This is a genomic window from Bacillus cereus group sp. BfR-BA-01524 (assembly GCF_022662595.1).
Lineage (GTDB): Bacteria > Bacillota > Bacilli > Bacillales > Bacillaceae_G > Bacillus_A > Bacillus_A thuringiensis_S.
This window is the reverse complement of the sequence record NZ_JAKUDW010000025.1, coordinates 23,015-38,031: the sequence shown is the minus strand read 5'-3', so window position 1 is coordinate 38,031 and position 15,017 is coordinate 23,015. Positions and strand designations below refer to the sequence as shown.

Genomic DNA, 15,017 nt, shown 5'->3' with positions numbered 1-15,017 from the left:
TATATAGTTTTAAGTAATCAAATTACAGATACCTATAATTAAAACGCTAGTTTTTCAAACATTTATGAAAAGCTAGCGTTTTTTAATAAATAAAATGTAAGAAATAAAGGAAGGTGGTCAAAACGATCACCTTGTTCCCTTACAGATTAAAATAGTGTTTTAAAACCTTTTATTCATACATACTCGATTAATAAAAAGAACGAATAAGCTTTTTACAATACAATTAGCTTCCCCTACTATTTGCGGACAGTAAGACCGCTACTAATTAAAGTTTCACTTTATTACATTTGAATATTACTTATGAAATTTCACACGCTCTTCAAGTGGTTGGAATTCTTTTTCACCTGGGGCAGCTGTTGGATTACCAAATGGCATTTGTGCAATTAGTTTCCAATTATCAGGTACATTCCATTCTTGTTTTACCTCATCGTCAATTAATGGATTATAATGTTGTAAAGACGCCCCTAATCCCTCTGCTTCTAATCCTACCCACACGACTAATTGGTGCATACCTGATGCTTGGTGTGACCAAATTGGGAAGTTTTCAGCATATGCAGCAAATTTTTCTTGAAGCGATTTAACGATAGCCTCATCTTCAAAGAATAGTACTGTTCCATAACCAGCTTTAAAGGAATCCATTTTTTGTTGCGTTCCTGAAAAATCTCCATCTCCAACTACTTTTCTTAATGTTTCAGTTGTAATATCCCATAATTTATTATGAGCTTCACCAAATAATACAACTAATCGCGCAGTTTGAGAATTGAAAGCTGATGGAGTATATTTCACAGCAAACTCCACGATTTCTTTAATTTTTTCATCCGATACTTGTACCTCTTTGTTAATTCCATAGTAAGTACGTCTTTCTTTCAGTGCAGTATAGAAATCTTTTGTCATAATTCATTTCCTCCTAAGTTTTAATATTCTTCAAAATGATACATTGCGAAGATAATATGAGTTGAAATGAGTTCATTTTTGAACCATTGAACTCCATAACACCAATTGCTAGTCATTCTGAATCTAAACCACTGCTTCTTGCTTCAGTTTTCCTAAAAAAACTCTTATAGCATCATTGATACAATCTAGTGATCATTCGGTATTATTTTACCCATTCTCTATTCATGTATCCTGCTTGTTTCATATTTACACAAATATGAAAATAACCTTAAATTGCTGGTCAAAAAAGCCAGGTAGCATGAATAACACATTACCTGGCTTTTTACATTTTTAATTTAAATTCAACTAAACATTACCAATGAATAGTAGTAAAAACTATACCCGTCACTTATTTAATAATTAACATCTCATAAGGATGTTGTTCCATAAATCTATTCTCCCAAGGAATCTCTAATGATGTCCAATTTGAACCACCGTCTACTGACTGATACACTCCTTTATTGCTAAACAGATAAAACGTTCCATCACTTGTTGCCTTTAATACTGGTATGATTGTCCCTTTAGGAGTTGGTAAACCTGCATTCATTTCTGCCCAAGACTGATTTTTTTCTTTCTTATAAATAAATGATTCACAATTTCCATTATTGTAATCATGCGCTACGTGTGGATTTGAAGATGTCGCAATGATAATATTTTCTGGATCATTTGGGTTAACTGCCATTTGATATGCGTAATGATGCTTTAGCCCACTACACATATAGTTCCAAGTCTTACCTCCATCATTACTCTCCGCATACTCTTGACCTGGTTCTTTCAAGAATGAATCACCTAACACCCCGTATAAACGATTTGGGGCATTGCGATGTGATTTAAGAATGTGAATATCTTGAGGATAGTTCCCCTCTTTTTCCTCAGTCCATGTCTTACCTCCATCTACACTTTTAATTAATCCGCCTACCTCAATAGTCGTATAAATAGTTTCTGGATTATTAGCATCAATTTCAATATGTTTTACATGGTGTGTATATGTTCTTTGAGGAAAGAACCATGATGAATATGATGGCATTTGTCGATAATCTGTTAGCAACTCAAAACTGTCTCCTCCATTTTTGGATACGAACATTGCGCTCGGTTCAGTTCCTACATATACAATCCCGTTACCGTCATCACCCTTCGCTGGAGATACAGAAATTGCTGTAATAGCTCTCATATGAATAGCATTAGCTGAGAACACTTCACCAAATGAAGGCAACGTACCAAGTGCTTCCCATGAACTTCCTCCATCTTTGCTTCTCCATAATCCCCTATCAAAAGTACCACAATACATTCTTTCTGGGTCGTATGGATCTAAGGCTAACGCAACTGGATTCGCACCTACAAACTGCGATTGGATGCTCCATGTTGAGTCTTTTTTTTCTGCAATTACAAGTTCTCTATCAAACGCTAATATGAATTTTTTCATCACTAAAATCTCCTCGTTTCATAATATATCTACTGTATTATTTAAATTTTTGCCGTTACAAGTTAAAAGACGACATTTATATGCCATAGCATATAAAAGATAAATTTTATATGCAATATGTGATTAAAAACTTACATTATATAATTTGTTAACTTCACATCAGTATGATGAACAAGATGTCCTGTTAACTCATATAAGTCCATATGCCACCTCCAAATAAATCGCAATTTACATGCTATAGCATACATAATATAGAATGCATTATTTTATGTCAAACTTTAATACTGTTAATCAGTTCTTTAGCTCGCCTAAAGTAATTTAAAAGTCATAATATAAACAGAAACATTTTATTGAATAGAAATCAATGAAAAAATACACTTTTCCCGTAGAGGTAACTTTAGAGGACATTACTTAAACATATAAAGGATCATGTTCATTACCACAGACAAATAATAAAAAGGCAAAAACGAACAGAAATGTGTTCATTTTTGCCTTTTTTATTTAACGATTAAAATGTACGACTTCTGGAAAGGAAATCTGCATTAGCTCCTGTTACACCACTTTGTCCCCAGTTCCCTGGAATCATTTCGCGAATAAGAATTAGTACTTTATCCAAAGGTGCATGAGTATATTTAAATGTTACTTGTGTAAGTTCGTTTACCCACTTATCCTTTGTCTCTTGATCAAATGTATTCCATATATCAATCTTAATAATAGCCATTCCATCAACGTTACGACCTGGTGTATCGTAAGACTCTTTTGTCTCCCAATTGGACACCCTACTTTTCTCAGCAAAGGTAGCATCACTTGCTACAGCCCCAGCTTTCCCCCAGTTTTCTTTCTCAAGTTCCGTTATCAACACTTGAATTTTGTCAGGGACAATTTTTAATAGTTTTATTGTAAGTTCCGTTACATTATAAATAAATTCCTTCTTTTCTTCTGTTGACATGGTTGGCCAAGTATTTAGCTCGATTAATGGCATAGTATTGCCCCCTAAAATTAATTATCTATTGACTAGTTACAACTATTGGTTCAAATGATTTTTAACTGCTCTTACTACCAATTCGTGATCTTCTTCTGGTGGTAATCCGGAAACTGTTATCATTCCAATAACCCCTACGTTTTTTATTCTGATAGGAAAGCATCCACCAAACGCAGCATATTCCGAAGTATTTAAAAGATATTTTTCATTATATGAAATTCCAGTTATTTCACTTTGTATCTGCATATAATACGAGCTACGATCATGCAGGGAAACGACTCGTTTTTTACGCTCAATCCATTTCGTATTTTCCGCATTTGTCCCTGTCATCTTGAAATGAAATAATTGCACACCATTTTTCGTTATATCAACAGCAATCAATTTTCCTTCTCGCTTTGCTGTTTCAACGATAAATAAACCTAGTTGCAAGGCATCTTCATTTGTAAAAGAGGAAAATTGAAGTGTTTCCTCCTCTTTTAAAATTTGTTTACTTATTTCATTCAAATTTGAAGTACTCATATCTTTAACCTCCATAATTGTTTTATGCCACACCGACATTTTTTCGAAATTATTAGGCCATATAGTACAACCCTTCAATCAATCTGATTCTAAATAAACTGCTGTAACATCATTGGTAACTAGTAGTACCGTAAAGCTTGTTTTCTTCTTACTGGTGCTATTATGAATGATATTCAAAGTTATAAAAAGTACGCACTTTAAAGTGCTATAGGTACTTTAAAGTACTATTCTATTTATCCCTATCTTACAGAGACTATTATGAAATATATTTAACATCTTAAAAATGTATGTACTAAAGAATAATATTTTTAATCACTAACTTTTTTGATCAGTCGTTATAATTCAATTTCATCAAAATTTTTATCAATTATTACACTATCCAACAATAGGAGGAAACAAAGATGGATGAAAATATATCCAAAAGCTGAAAAGCAGTTGAGTCCCTTGAGGAAATAGTTATAATTCACTACTTATAGAAATAGGCATACAAAAACGCCATCCTTTCCTATAATTCTACAGAAAGAATAGCGTATTTTTCAAAAATGAGTTCTTTTATTGAGAAACTTTGATTCTATATCATACATAAAAGGGCAATCAGTGCTAAAACAGCCGGAAGTCCTTGTTTCACAATAATTGATTTATTAGATGTGAAACCTCCGAAAATAGCTGCTATCACCACACAAATCACGAAAAATAATTGGATCATATAACCAATTGGATTGAGCCCAAGTACAAGTCCCCAAATGAGACCAGCCGCTAAAAATCCATTATATAAACCTTGGTTTGCAAACATAATGGCTACGTTTCGATCTCCTTCTAAATGCTTCGGTAATTTGAAAGCACGTTTCGCTACTTTTGAATCAATAAAAAACATTTCAAGGATCATGATAAACAAATGTTCTAATGCTACGATCCCGACTAAAATAGCTACGATTATTTCCACACTATTCTGCCCCCTACACTCTCTATTCTTTAATATTCTCTACATTTTTTTGCATCTGTAATAGAACATGAATAAGTATTTTGCGTTCTTCTCCACTGATATTTACGAACATTCCCTTCATGAAACGTTCCTTTTCTTTCTTGTCAAAAAATTAATTGATATATCAATTATTGATACGTCAATTAATATACATCTCTCTTTTTATTTTTGCAAGTTTTTTTGCTCAATTGGTTTTATTTTGTTCCAGCAACTTTAAACCAATTCAAAACATCAGTTCGCATTTCTAGAAATCATAATTACTTTAAGTTTATTCTGACAATCATATTTAACTAAATATATAAAAGAATTGAGTTATATCTCCATCAATTTATAAAAATTAATTTTTTCTAAAAACAGATACTTTACGTTTTTTATAGTAATAAAAATCATTTTTTTGTTTCAGAGGCAATCCATTTTGTTAGCCTGATGGGCATAAGATAGCACCCATATGGAGAACCAATTATCTTTCAAGAAGATGGCTAGAAATCTGGAATTGGTACAGGAGTTGCCTACTTCCCCGATCCAGATGGTACTAATTTAGAGCTAATTGCTCCAAAAGGGCCATTTAGACGTGACTAATTAAAATATATTAATACTGAAAAACCACCTTTATGAGAGGTGGTTTTTTGTTGCTAATAGTGAAGGTTAATATTGAGGTCTGATTGACACCTATTCCTTTTCCACATCTTTCATCATACCATCGAAAGAATAGTCTTATAGCTATTTCAAATATTTCGGCTGTACTATATTGCTAGCAAGCTAAAATTTCATGGTACTCCCCAAAAAAATCTGCTGAATCATAACCAAAAGTTCATTTTATCATTTCAAGGTAATTCGAAATTCTTAAGTTGTTGGGCACGGGGTACAGCTGAAAAACAGTGTATATTCATTAACTTCAAACTAATTTTGATGTAACAAAATTGTATTTATACCTTTTTAACAAATTCAGATTTTAATTTCATAGCTCCAAAACCATCAATTTTACAATCAATATCATGATCTCCATCAACTAATCGGATACTCTTTACTTTTGTACCAATTTTTACAACTGATGAAGTTCCTTTTACTTTAAGATCTTTAATTACTGTTACAGAATCACCATCGTTTAAAATATTTCCATTTGCATCTTTAATTACCTTTGTATCTTCACTATTTTCAGCTTCTAATTCTAAAGTCCACTCATGAGCACATTCTGGACAAACAAAAAGATTCCCATCTTCGTAAGTGTATTCTGAATTACATTTTGGACAATTTGGTAAATTAGACATATTTTTATTTCCTCCACTCGTTTTCGTGTATTCTATTAAATAAATATTATTTTTAATTTCCCTTTTCCGTTTAAATATACGGAAAATATTCTCTTATTACTGTTTGATACTTATTTGTTGAATGTATAAAAAAACTACTTGTTCACACCTTGTAAAAAATCTTCTCCACATTCTCCAAAGCAAACTTTCTTCTTCTCTATTTTTTAATAAAATGATGAAAAAGTAGATTAAATCAAACAAACTTTGTATGTGAAGTGAAATTTTTAAAAATCTAATGCATTTACTTTATTCTTTATTGTATTGATTTCCTGCGATTGCTGAGAAAGCCCTGTACACTCATGAAAAGCAAAATGCTTACACCCTATACATTTTTTTGTATTCAGATGTCCTAAAGCACAATTAATTGCTTCCCCGGTATGATCAAAAAAGTTTTCTTTCCCAATCTCAGCGTACAATCCATTCTTATCTAGATTGGCTTTTAGCTCTGATTGAATTCCAGAAATAAGAAGTACGCCACCTTGTTTTTTGAAGTGCTGAACAATATTCCTAAAGTAAGACTCTCCTGTGGTATCAATAAAAGGAACTTTTCCCATACGTAAAATTAAAACTTTAGGTTTATAATGAATAGTCGCTAAAATATTTTGTTCAAATGTTTGAGCAGCCCCAAAGAATAATGGGCCTTCTATTGTATAAATACTAATTTGTGGACAATCATGAGCTTTATTTACCACATGCGATAACAATTTTTCATTCTTTTTTGTATGATCAGGAAGCACTTTAGATATAACAAGCATATTACTCATACGTTTTGTAAACAAAATAACAGCTAAAATAAGACCGATCTCCACAGCTGTTGTTAAACTAGTAAATACAGTAAGTAAAAATGTTACTAGTAATACAAGGGAATCTCCTGTCTTCATTTTGAGTATGTGATAAAAATGTTTTTGTTCGCTCATATTCCAAGCTACCACCATTAAAATGGGAGCCATACTAGCAAGAGGAATATGTGAAGCATATGGAGCTAACAGTAAAAGTGTCAATAACACAAATCCCCCATGAATAATACCCGACATCGGAGATACAGCCCCACTCTTAATATTAGTCGCTGTACGAGCAATTGCTCCAGTCGCTGGAATTCCGCCAAATAACGGGGTAACAATATTTGCAATCCCCTGACCGACAAGCTCTTTGTTACTGTTGTGTTTACTATTTGTCATACCATCTGCCACGACAGCGGATAAAAGCGACTCAATTCCACCGAGCATCGCAATAACAAATGCAGGACCAATTAACTGTTTTATACGTTCTAATGTGATTTCTGGTATATCAAACTGAGGAAGTGTATTTGGAATCGTGCCATATGCTGTACCAATAGTAGGTACATGACCTGAGAAAAATACAGTTGCAATTACAGTTGAAATAACAACACCTACTAATGAACCAGGTACTTTTGGTAAAATCTTTGGTGTTATGAGTATAACAAAAAAGCAAATCAAAGCAGTTATAACACTATAAAAATTGGTAGTACTGATATGAGTGAAGAGTTCCTTCAAATTTGCTAGAAATTCCTCATGCTTTTTTATACCTGTTAAACCTAAAAAACTAGCAATTTGTCCCGTAAAGATAATAACAGCAATACCTGAAGTAAAACCAATTGTTACAGGACGTGGAATAAACTTAATTAAAGAGCCTAGTTTGAAGATTCCCATAAGACATAAAATAATTCCAGCTAACAAACCCGCGAGTAGTAAATTTTCGTATCCATAGGTAATTACAACTCCTAAAAGAATCGGAACAAAAGCACCTGTAGGTCCTCCAATTTGATACTTCGAACCACCAAACAGTGAAATGAATATTCCAGCAATACAGGTTGTATAAATCCCATACTCTGGCTTAACACCAGAGGCTATAGCAAAAGACATAGCAAGTGGAATCGCAACAACTCCAACAATCATTCCTGAAAGAAGATCCTTTTGAAAATGTGCTAATGAATATCCTTCAAACCTTCCTGTAAATAACTTTCTCATTACAAACCCTTCTTTTCTATTTTTAATAGATCTGGATTACAAATGTATTTCTCGGTCCCTTATACAGAAAATTGTCCTTTTCACAAAAATAAAAAACACCCTAATATTTACTATATGTTTTACTTAAATGACACTCCAATTCACCTATATCTCCACCTTGTTGTACATAGGATTTCAATCTTTCTGCTAAACGTTCTCCGGCTCGACTATCTAGCTTCTTTGTATCAATAAACGATCTAATCCTTACCTTATCTGGAGTAATATCTCTACGAAACATTTGTCCTGGAATTTCACTCCAAAAACGATTCCATTCATCCAGTAATCCTATTTGATCAAATAAAAAACCTTGAATTCCACATAACCAAGCTGTACAAGCAGTATTTCTTTTTCGACATCCAACTCCATCTTGTAAATGTTGGCATGAAAAACAACAAGAATTTCCACTTTTTATACAAACTTCACAAACGTAATGAGCTCCTAATGAGCGAAATGTTTCAATTCCATGTTGGATGATATCTTCTTTCTTAACCTCAATACTCAACCTATCCCTCCTTAGCCATCATTTCACTTTCTGCTCCATCTAGCTCTTCTAACATTGAAATCGTATCGATTAAATGGTTGTTAAAAATCTTCCGTGCAACCACCAATAAATCCACAATAATAGGGTCTCGTAAAGAATATAAAACTCTTTTTCCATCTTTTCTACCAACAACAATGTTTTTTGAACGTAGTACACTTAATTGCTGAGAAATAGCTGAACCTTCCTTATTTAGAATATCTTGAATTTCGTTTACGCTTTTTTCACCTTCTGACAATAATTCTAAGATACCTATTCGCAAAGGGTGTGCTAAGGCTTTAAAGAAATCTGCTTTAAATTGTTGCATTTCGTTTCCCATTGAAATCCCTCCGTTACTTTTCCTCAATTTCAAAAAGTATCATATACATCTTCAAATGTTTGAATATGTATATGATACTTTTAAAACCTCGAATTTTCAATACAAATTTTACAATATTAAATAAGCATCAAATAGAGAAATATACTATTCAAATTTAGGTTCAAAATTTATTATCCAAAATAAAAGCGCCTAACATATTAGGGATATATAATACGTTAGGCGCTTGATATTTAAAATTTTTCGTTTTAGGTCTTGATAATATTGGATGAGTATATGACCAAAACGCTAGATGACTAATATGAATAAACTTATTTGTAAAATTAATTCCTTAGAATATTTTAAGAGCAAGTTTTGAAAAAAACTATTCAAAACTTGCTCCTTATTTTCTCAGATCCAACTATTTTGATACTAAAACCAACAGTAGTGAATTAGAATAATGACTTAATACTTGCTAAAACTGTAAGTACACCTACAATAATAACAAATACGTTACTCATTTTCCCTTTGTATTTAGCTAGTACTGGTACTTTTTGAATCGCATACATCGGTAATAGACATAAGATAGCAGCAACTAAAGGACCGCTTAGAGAATCAATAAGTCCAAGAATACTTGGATTTGTATAAGCAACAAACCAGCATGATAATACAACAAAAGTAAGGATTATTGTCTTAATTGTTTTTTCTTCAATATCTTTTCCACGTGATTTACCGAACTTAATAATCATGTCACGCATTACTTCGAATGCTCCTATATAATGGCCAAGGAAAGACTTTGTAATAGCCACAAAAGCAATAATTGGAGCTGCAATAGTGATTACAGGCGAATTAAGCTCATTAGCAAGATATGAAAGGATTGATAAGTTTTGTTCTTTTGCCATTTTTATATCATCTGGAGTCAAGCTCAATGCGCTACTCCAAACGAAGAACATAACAACAGCGAATGTCATGATATAACAAACCTTTTGTATTTGCGCACATTTAGCATCAGTGGCTTCGATTCCATACGTAGCTCTCTGTTTCACAACAAATGATGAAATCATAGGTGAATGATTAAATGAGAATACGATGATTGGTAGAATCATCAATATCGTCCCAAAATAGCCTGTTCCTGTTGAAGCAGTTGAAACAGCTGAAAAACTAAGCATTGACGTATTCCACTGTGGAATTAAAGATATTGCGATAAAAAGTAGAGAAACTATGAAAGGATACACTAGCATACTCATGATCTTTACAGTAATATCTTGACCAAAATTCAGTATAGCGATAAGACCAAGAACTAATACAAGTGATAAAATAGCCCTTGGAGGCTCTGGCATGTGCAATTGATGCACGATAAAACTACTTGCAGTATTTGTAAGCGCAACCGAATACATTAGTACGATTGTATAAATTGAACCGAAATATACGATGTTAAAAATGATACTCGCTTTATTTCCGAAATACTCTCTAATTGTACCTGTGATCCCCTCATCAGCAGAATTAGAAGCGTATATCATTTTAGCAAGCGCCCTATGTGAGTAGTACATAACTGGATATGCAAGTAATGTAATTAGTAGTAAAGATAATAAACCACCTGAACCTGCATTAATCGGTAAAAAGAGCACCCCTGCTCCAATTGCAGTTCCAAATAGACTGAGTGCCCATGTAGTATCCTGCTTATGCCACTTTTTCGGATCTGCATATTGCTCATTTTTTAGTGCGGTATTTTCAGCTTGAACTTCTATTTTCTTTGCAGTATTCCCGTTCATATAATAACTCCCCCTTGTATCTATTCCTACATCTCTCTTTGCATCTAACAAATATTCCCTTTTCGGAAAATGAATTCCTTACAAGTTGCCCCACATTGTATGTCCTTCATCATAATGAATCCAAATTGAAACATTCGCTAGTTAGCGTCCTAATATAATTGTTAGCGTTCACAAAAAAGTTTACTCAAAGTATCCGCTCTTTATATAAAGACCCCTTAAGAGAACAATATAGAATAGACTTCATAAATACGTTGCAACATTTCTAATAACAGTGTATTACTTTAATGGTTTCTCTTTTTTACTTTTAACAGTAATTTTAGCTAAACCGGCCTCTCTTCATTTGCGAGGCATTTCTTTCTCAATTCTATACATTACTTTCATAACTTCGGTAGCACTGATGATATTGCTTACACAAGCCACTGAAGCACATTACATACATTTCGCCTCTAATCACACACCTTTCTTACTAAGAATCGCATTTTTTATATTTTCTCCAGAGATAATAAAATTTCTCTCGACGCCCTCATTATAACGTGTATATTTATAAAATTAATATTTTTATATTTTCAGAAATATTAAAGCGGAATAATTTTATATGGATAATATTTTACAGTTAGCATGTAGCCATTGTTTTTATCGCGTAAAGCTAAATTAGTTAGTAAAAATATACAATTATACATTGTCTTTCTAGGTGACTCATTCTAAAAATACTTATATCCCCTTTTATCAAAAAAATTTATTTTAAACATAAAAGATATTCTAATAAATAATTAATGTAGGCAAAAAGAAAAGATTCACAAAATACAAAAACCAATTTTTAGGATATATATTATCAATATTGAATTCATATACACTTTTAAAAAACTACACTGAGCAAAAAACAAAAAAACTGCCCCATATGGACAGCTCATTTACATAATTATCGTTATCAAGGATTCACAAACAAATCACTTCAATGTCATCTTAATTCTAGTTTGTTCGACTCTTCTTCAGAGATATCTCTATGTTTGTAATGAATCGTTTTTAGATCATTTCCTTTTATGAGAAAAGTAATTGTGTCCTCTCCATAAGGCGGATTGTGTGCACCCTCAAAAGTTTGAATTTGAACAGTTACATAAAAAGTATAGTTTGTTGTATCTTTTTTTATTTCAAGTATTTTTTCAGAACCTCGATACCAAAGTTTTGGTTCCTTATAATAGTTTTCAACCTCTTTGCTTATCGGCTCCAATAAGAGCTCAATTACTACTTCTTTTAAAAGTTTTTTTGGTACAGGTATTCTGTTGATTTTCTTTCTTTTTACATCTATAATCCTCCAAAAATCCCCGCTCTTTTCAACGGTATAAAGAACATTCGTACCGTCCGCTTTCAAAAGATGAAAATAACCTTTATTTCCCTTAGTATATAATCGTGGCTCATTAATCCACTCACCTTCTGTTTGCACTATCCCTAAAAACAACTGAGTAAGTGGCGTTATCTTATAATCTAATTGGTTAAAGTCACCAAACGAATAAAGTTCATAACCTGTTAAATCTATGCTAAAATTTCTGTTTATATCATTTTCCTTTTTTACAATTGCTTGAGCAGAAATGCAGGGTAATAAAAAACTAAACAGACATATGATGCTAACCATTGTTAATCTTATTTTCATAACATCAATCCTCTCTTTTATTAAGATGCAACAAAAGAGAGGATATTATTGATTAGGGCATAGGCTAAAAAATTAAACTCCCCCATTAACTAGCTCGTTTATCGAGTTTAATTTTGAAGAAAGCTCGATAAACCATTCTTCATCCCCTGTTAATAATGCAAGATCTATAAGATAAAGGATTTGTTCCTTATTTATTACCTTTGATTCAGGGAGTTTGTTAACGTGTTTACTAAAGAGTAAAATCGCTTCGTTTATTGTGTACTGGCCGTCACGTTTCACAATACTAACTGTAACTATATCCTCTACATCATCAAGTGATACAATATAACCAACTATTAATTCACCTTCATTTGATATTCCACGAACCCAATCTCCTACTTTTAAAACATGATTATTATTTGACATCATACCGTTTCACCTTCCTATAAATATTTTTTGTGACGATAAAAAAGATATAAAAACAAATTATACTGTAATATTTTTCATTACATTTAAGTGTTAAGAACTCACGGCTATATAATAATTAAACCGCTTAACGCTCTTGATTGATAAGGTCAACAACTTCTTTCATTGTATAATTCTTTAAGTATTCACCTAGATGTTCTTCAGCACCTAAGAAAATAGCGAAAAGAACTTTTCGCATGTTCGAACCTACAACACACTGATTGTTTGATTCCGGACACTTCGGCTGCAAAGCACCTTCAGAGGTTATCTGATAAATATGCCAAAGATTAATTTCATCTAAATCGTGAGCAAAAATAAAACCTCCACCAGTTCCCTCTTTTGATTGTATAAATTTATGTTTTTTTAACAAACTTAGCACTTTACGAATACGTACTGGATGTACACCTGCACTTTCTGAAATAGCATTACTTGTTGACATCCGGTCTGGCTGTAAAGCTAAATAAGTTAAACTGTGAATGGCCAAGGTAAAGTCGCTGTTCATGATTTTCCTCCTACGATTAAAAATATTGTTTCTCATATATTAACATACTGTAGCCATAAATATTACAGATTGGTTAGAACGTTAAAACATATAGAATACTTCTTACCATAAAAAAATTAATTCCTTTATATTCTATCCGGTCTCACCTATATCCGATAACTTCATTTAGCTTTTTAAGTTGAAAATAAAATTAAACACTCCACTGTTTCTTCACTTGTTCTTCTGCCAGTTGTTTAATTTTTGTCCAAATCGTATCTTTACTCACAATAACATTTGTTTGATAATTTCTATCATTATAATTAACTGTAACACATACTTCAATCATCTTCTGCTTCCTCCTTTCAAGAAAATTTTCCGTAAGAAATATTATTTTTTAATTAGCCAACTTTTGTAATTCAATGCTTAAAAATGTTCGGACGCTACGTGGTAAAAATTTGCGGATTTCTTCCTCATTAAAACCAATCTGCAATCTTTTTTCGTCCAGCATAATCGGGCGACGTAACATTAGTGGATGCTCAATTATTAATGTATAAAATTCATTAAGCGAGAGCTCCTCAATATTTATATTTAAGTCCTGAAAAGTTTTGGATCTAGTTGAAATAATTTCAGTAGCCCCCTCTTCAGTTAAACGAAGAATTGATTTAAGCTCATCAACTGTCATAGAATTTGATACGATGTTTTTTTCAATATAATCAATTTGATATTCTTCAAGCCATGCTTTCGCTTTTCGGCATGAACCACAGCTTGCTGTTGTATATAGAATTACCATATTTAACTCACTCCTTTAATGTTATCAAACGTACATTTTAAATATCGGTTATTGAAATGTATTAAAAAAAATTACAGTTTAGAATCAAATACACATAATATTATTTTTTCGGGAATATTTCATTTATCTACATTTTACAGACGATAACAACTCACTTCTAAAAACTATACTGTAATTTTAAACTTTACAGTTCTATTAATCAAATGTTAAGTCTTGGATACATTCTATTGAACGTAACAAATCATTTTTTTATATGAATGTCCCCATAGTGTTACGCTAACCAATTCCCAATGTACTTTAAAGTACATTTTATTCATTTCTTGTTTACATGTGCTATTATGAAATATATTTAACATAATAAAAAGTACGCACTTTAAAGTGTTATAGGCACTAAAAAGTAATAATTTTGGCACGAAAACATATGTAACCCCAAAACGGAAATCTAAACTCATCAAAGGAGGTTTTTTTATGAAAACATACAATATTCCTGTAGAGGCGACTTTAGAAGTTATTGGCGGAAAGTGGAAAGTTGTTATCCTTTGTCATTTAAAAAAAGGAACAAAAAGAACGAGTGAATTAAAACGATTAATGCCTGGTATTACGCAAAAAATGTTAACACAACAATTACGGGAACTAGAAGAAGATGGTGTAATCCAAAGGAAAGTATATGACCAAGTACCACCGAAAGTAGAGTACTCTTTAACGGATTACGGTTCGTCTTTAGGAACTATACTCGATTCACTTTGTGCTTGGGGAGAAAATCATCTTGAAAAAAACGGGAACACATCCATGCTGATTACAGCCGATGAATAATAACTGTACGTGTAAATTATATTGAAGACATAAAACAGATTGAGACAATATTTACCTCAACCT

16 protein-coding genes and 1 pseudogene are annotated in these 15,017 nt (G+C 32.2%); 2 read left to right on the top strand and 15 right to left on the bottom strand.

The annotated features are described in order from the left end of the window. Positions 1-294: 294 nt before the first annotated feature. The 5 genes from MR170_RS11375 to MR170_RS11355 all read right to left on the bottom strand — a co-directional run bounded on the left by MR170_RS11375 (position 295) and on the right by MR170_RS11355 (position 4,800). Positions 295-894 (bottom strand): nitroreductase family protein, encoded by a 600-nt coding sequence (locus tag MR170_RS11375; protein WP_226603869.1) that lies wholly within the window; start codon positions 892-894, stop codon positions 295-297. Between the two features lie 388 nt (positions 895-1,282). Further along, positions 1,283-2,356, bottom strand: coding sequence for a WD40/YVTN/BNR-like repeat-containing protein (locus tag MR170_RS11370; RefSeq protein ID WP_242308286.1), 1,074 nt, complete (start codon positions 2,354-2,356; stop codon positions 1,283-1,285). Positions 2,357-2,864: 508 nt separating this feature from the next. Then, positions 2,865-3,338 carry a tautomerase family protein gene (locus MR170_RS11365; protein WP_043938932.1) on the bottom strand — a complete coding sequence of 158 codons (474 nt, stop codon included), beginning with the start codon at positions 3,336-3,338 and terminating at the stop codon, positions 2,865-2,867. 42 nt (positions 3,339-3,380) lie between these two features. Further along, positions 3,381-3,896, bottom strand: a complete 516-nt coding sequence (locus tag MR170_RS11360; RefSeq protein ID WP_142245131.1) for a heme-degrading domain-containing protein — start codon at positions 3,894-3,896, stop codon at positions 3,381-3,383. A gap of 532 nt (positions 3,897-4,428) precedes the next feature. Next, positions 4,429-4,800, bottom strand: coding sequence for a DUF1304 domain-containing protein (locus MR170_RS11355; protein WP_043938934.1), 372 nt, complete (start codon positions 4,798-4,800; stop codon positions 4,429-4,431). A gap of 483 nt (positions 4,801-5,283) precedes the next feature. Between MR170_RS11355 and MR170_RS11350 the strand changes: the two are divergent. After that, positions 5,284-5,418 (top strand): annotated as a pseudogene (locus MR170_RS11350) (VOC family protein); the annotation flags it as partial. Between the two features lie 347 nt (positions 5,419-5,765). On the opposite strand, the gene MR170_RS11345 reads toward MR170_RS11350, so the two are convergent. From MR170_RS11345 to spxA, 10 genes are all read right to left on the bottom strand, one after another. Further along, positions 5,766-6,107, bottom strand: a complete 342-nt coding sequence (locus tag MR170_RS11345; RefSeq protein WP_000067658.1) for a zinc ribbon domain-containing protein YjdM — start codon at positions 6,105-6,107, stop codon at positions 5,766-5,768. Between the two features lie 263 nt (positions 6,108-6,370). Beyond that, complete coding sequence (locus MR170_RS11340; protein WP_242308285.1) at positions 6,371-8,134, bottom strand: SulP family inorganic anion transporter; 1,764 nt, start codon at positions 8,132-8,134, stop codon at positions 6,371-6,373. Between the two features lie 100 nt (positions 8,135-8,234). Further along, positions 8,235-8,675: a hypothetical protein gene (locus tag MR170_RS11335; protein WP_000021461.1), complete on the bottom strand. Its 441-nt coding sequence runs from the start codon at positions 8,673-8,675 to the stop codon at positions 8,235-8,237. A 1-nt stretch (position 8,676) separates the two neighbouring features. After that, positions 8,677-9,030, bottom strand: coding sequence for an ArsR/SmtB family transcription factor (locus MR170_RS11330; protein ID WP_016080855.1), 354 nt, complete (start codon positions 9,028-9,030; stop codon positions 8,677-8,679). Positions 9,031-9,458: 428 nt separating this feature from the next. Next, positions 9,459-10,778, bottom strand: a complete 1,320-nt coding sequence (locus tag MR170_RS11325; protein WP_016080854.1) for an aromatic amino acid transport family protein — start codon at positions 10,776-10,778, stop codon at positions 9,459-9,461. A 958-nt stretch (positions 10,779-11,736) separates the two neighbouring features. Continuing rightward, a complete protein-coding gene (locus MR170_RS11320; RefSeq protein WP_242308284.1) occupies positions 11,737-12,426 on the bottom strand; it encodes a DUF3888 domain-containing protein in 690 nt (229 codons plus the stop codon). A gap of 72 nt (positions 12,427-12,498) precedes the next feature. After that, the gene (locus MR170_RS11315) at positions 12,499-12,834 is read right to left on the bottom strand and encodes an IDEAL domain-containing protein (protein WP_000987464.1); all 336 of its coding nucleotides are present in this window, start codon (positions 12,832-12,834) and stop codon (positions 12,499-12,501) included. Between the two features lie 124 nt (positions 12,835-12,958). Further along, complete coding sequence (gene saiR / locus MR170_RS11310; RefSeq protein WP_242308283.1) at positions 12,959-13,372, bottom strand: Rrf2-family transcriptional regulator SaiR; 414 nt, start codon at positions 13,370-13,372, stop codon at positions 12,959-12,961. A gap of 190 nt (positions 13,373-13,562) precedes the next feature. Further along, a complete protein-coding gene (locus MR170_RS11305; RefSeq protein WP_000573532.1) occupies positions 13,563-13,697 on the bottom strand; it encodes a BA3454 family stress response protein in 135 nt (44 codons plus the stop codon). A 48-nt stretch (positions 13,698-13,745) separates the two neighbouring features. After that, complete coding sequence (spxA, locus tag MR170_RS11300; protein WP_242308282.1) at positions 13,746-14,141, bottom strand: transcriptional regulator SpxA; 396 nt, start codon at positions 14,139-14,141, stop codon at positions 13,746-13,748. Between the two features lie 468 nt (positions 14,142-14,609). Between spxA and MR170_RS11295 the strand changes: the two genes are divergently transcribed. Beyond that, positions 14,610-14,954, top strand: a complete 345-nt coding sequence (locus MR170_RS11295; RefSeq protein ID WP_016080850.1) for a winged helix-turn-helix transcriptional regulator — start codon at positions 14,610-14,612, stop codon at positions 14,952-14,954. The last annotated feature ends 63 nt before the right edge of the window (positions 14,955-15,017 follow it).

Bases quoted from the DNA above. Each gene is read 5' to 3' on its own strand.
- MR170_RS11375 (WP_226603869.1), bottom strand. From the start codon at position 894: ATGACAAAAGATTTCTATACTGCACTGAAAGAAAGACGTACTTACTAT.
- MR170_RS11370 (WP_242308286.1), bottom strand. From the start codon at position 2,356: ATGAAAAAATTCATATTAGCGTTTGATAGAGAACTTGTAATTGCAGAA.
- MR170_RS11365 (WP_043938932.1), bottom strand. From the start codon at position 3,338: ATGCCATTAATCGAGCTAAATACTTGGCCAACCATGTCAACAGAAGAA.
- MR170_RS11360 (WP_142245131.1), bottom strand. From the start codon at position 3,896: ATGTCGGTGTGGCATAAAACAATTATGGAGGTTAAAGATATGAGTACT.
- MR170_RS11345 (WP_000067658.1), bottom strand. From the start codon at position 6,107: ATGTCTAATTTACCAAATTGTCCAAAATGTAATTCAGAATACACTTAC.
- MR170_RS11340 (WP_242308285.1), bottom strand. From the start codon at position 8,134: ATGAGAAAGTTATTTACAGGAAGGTTTGAAGGATATTCATTAGCACAT.
- MR170_RS11330 (WP_016080855.1), bottom strand. From the start codon at position 9,030: ATGGGAAACGAAATGCAACAATTTAAAGCAGATTTCTTTAAAGCCTTA.
- MR170_RS11325 (WP_016080854.1), bottom strand. From the start codon at position 10,778: ATGAACGGGAATACTGCAAAGAAAATAGAAGTTCAAGCTGAAAATACC.
- MR170_RS11320 (WP_242308284.1), bottom strand. From the start codon at position 12,426: ATGAAAATAAGATTAACAATGGTTAGCATCATATGTCTGTTTAGTTTT.
- MR170_RS11315 (WP_000987464.1), bottom strand. From the start codon at position 12,834: ATGATGTCAAATAATAATCATGTTTTAAAAGTAGGAGATTGGGTTCGT.
- saiR (WP_242308283.1), bottom strand. From the start codon at position 13,372: ATGAACAGCGACTTTACCTTGGCCATTCACAGTTTAACTTATTTAGCT.
- MR170_RS11305 (WP_000573532.1), bottom strand. From the start codon at position 13,697: ATGATTGAAGTATGTGTTACAGTTAATTATAATGATAGAAATTATCAA.
- spxA (WP_242308282.1), bottom strand. From the start codon at position 14,141: ATGGTAATTCTATATACAACAGCAAGCTGTGGTTCATGCCGAAAAGCG.
- MR170_RS11295 (WP_016080850.1), top strand. From the start codon at position 14,610: ATGAAAACATACAATATTCCTGTAGAGGCGACTTTAGAAGTTATTGGC.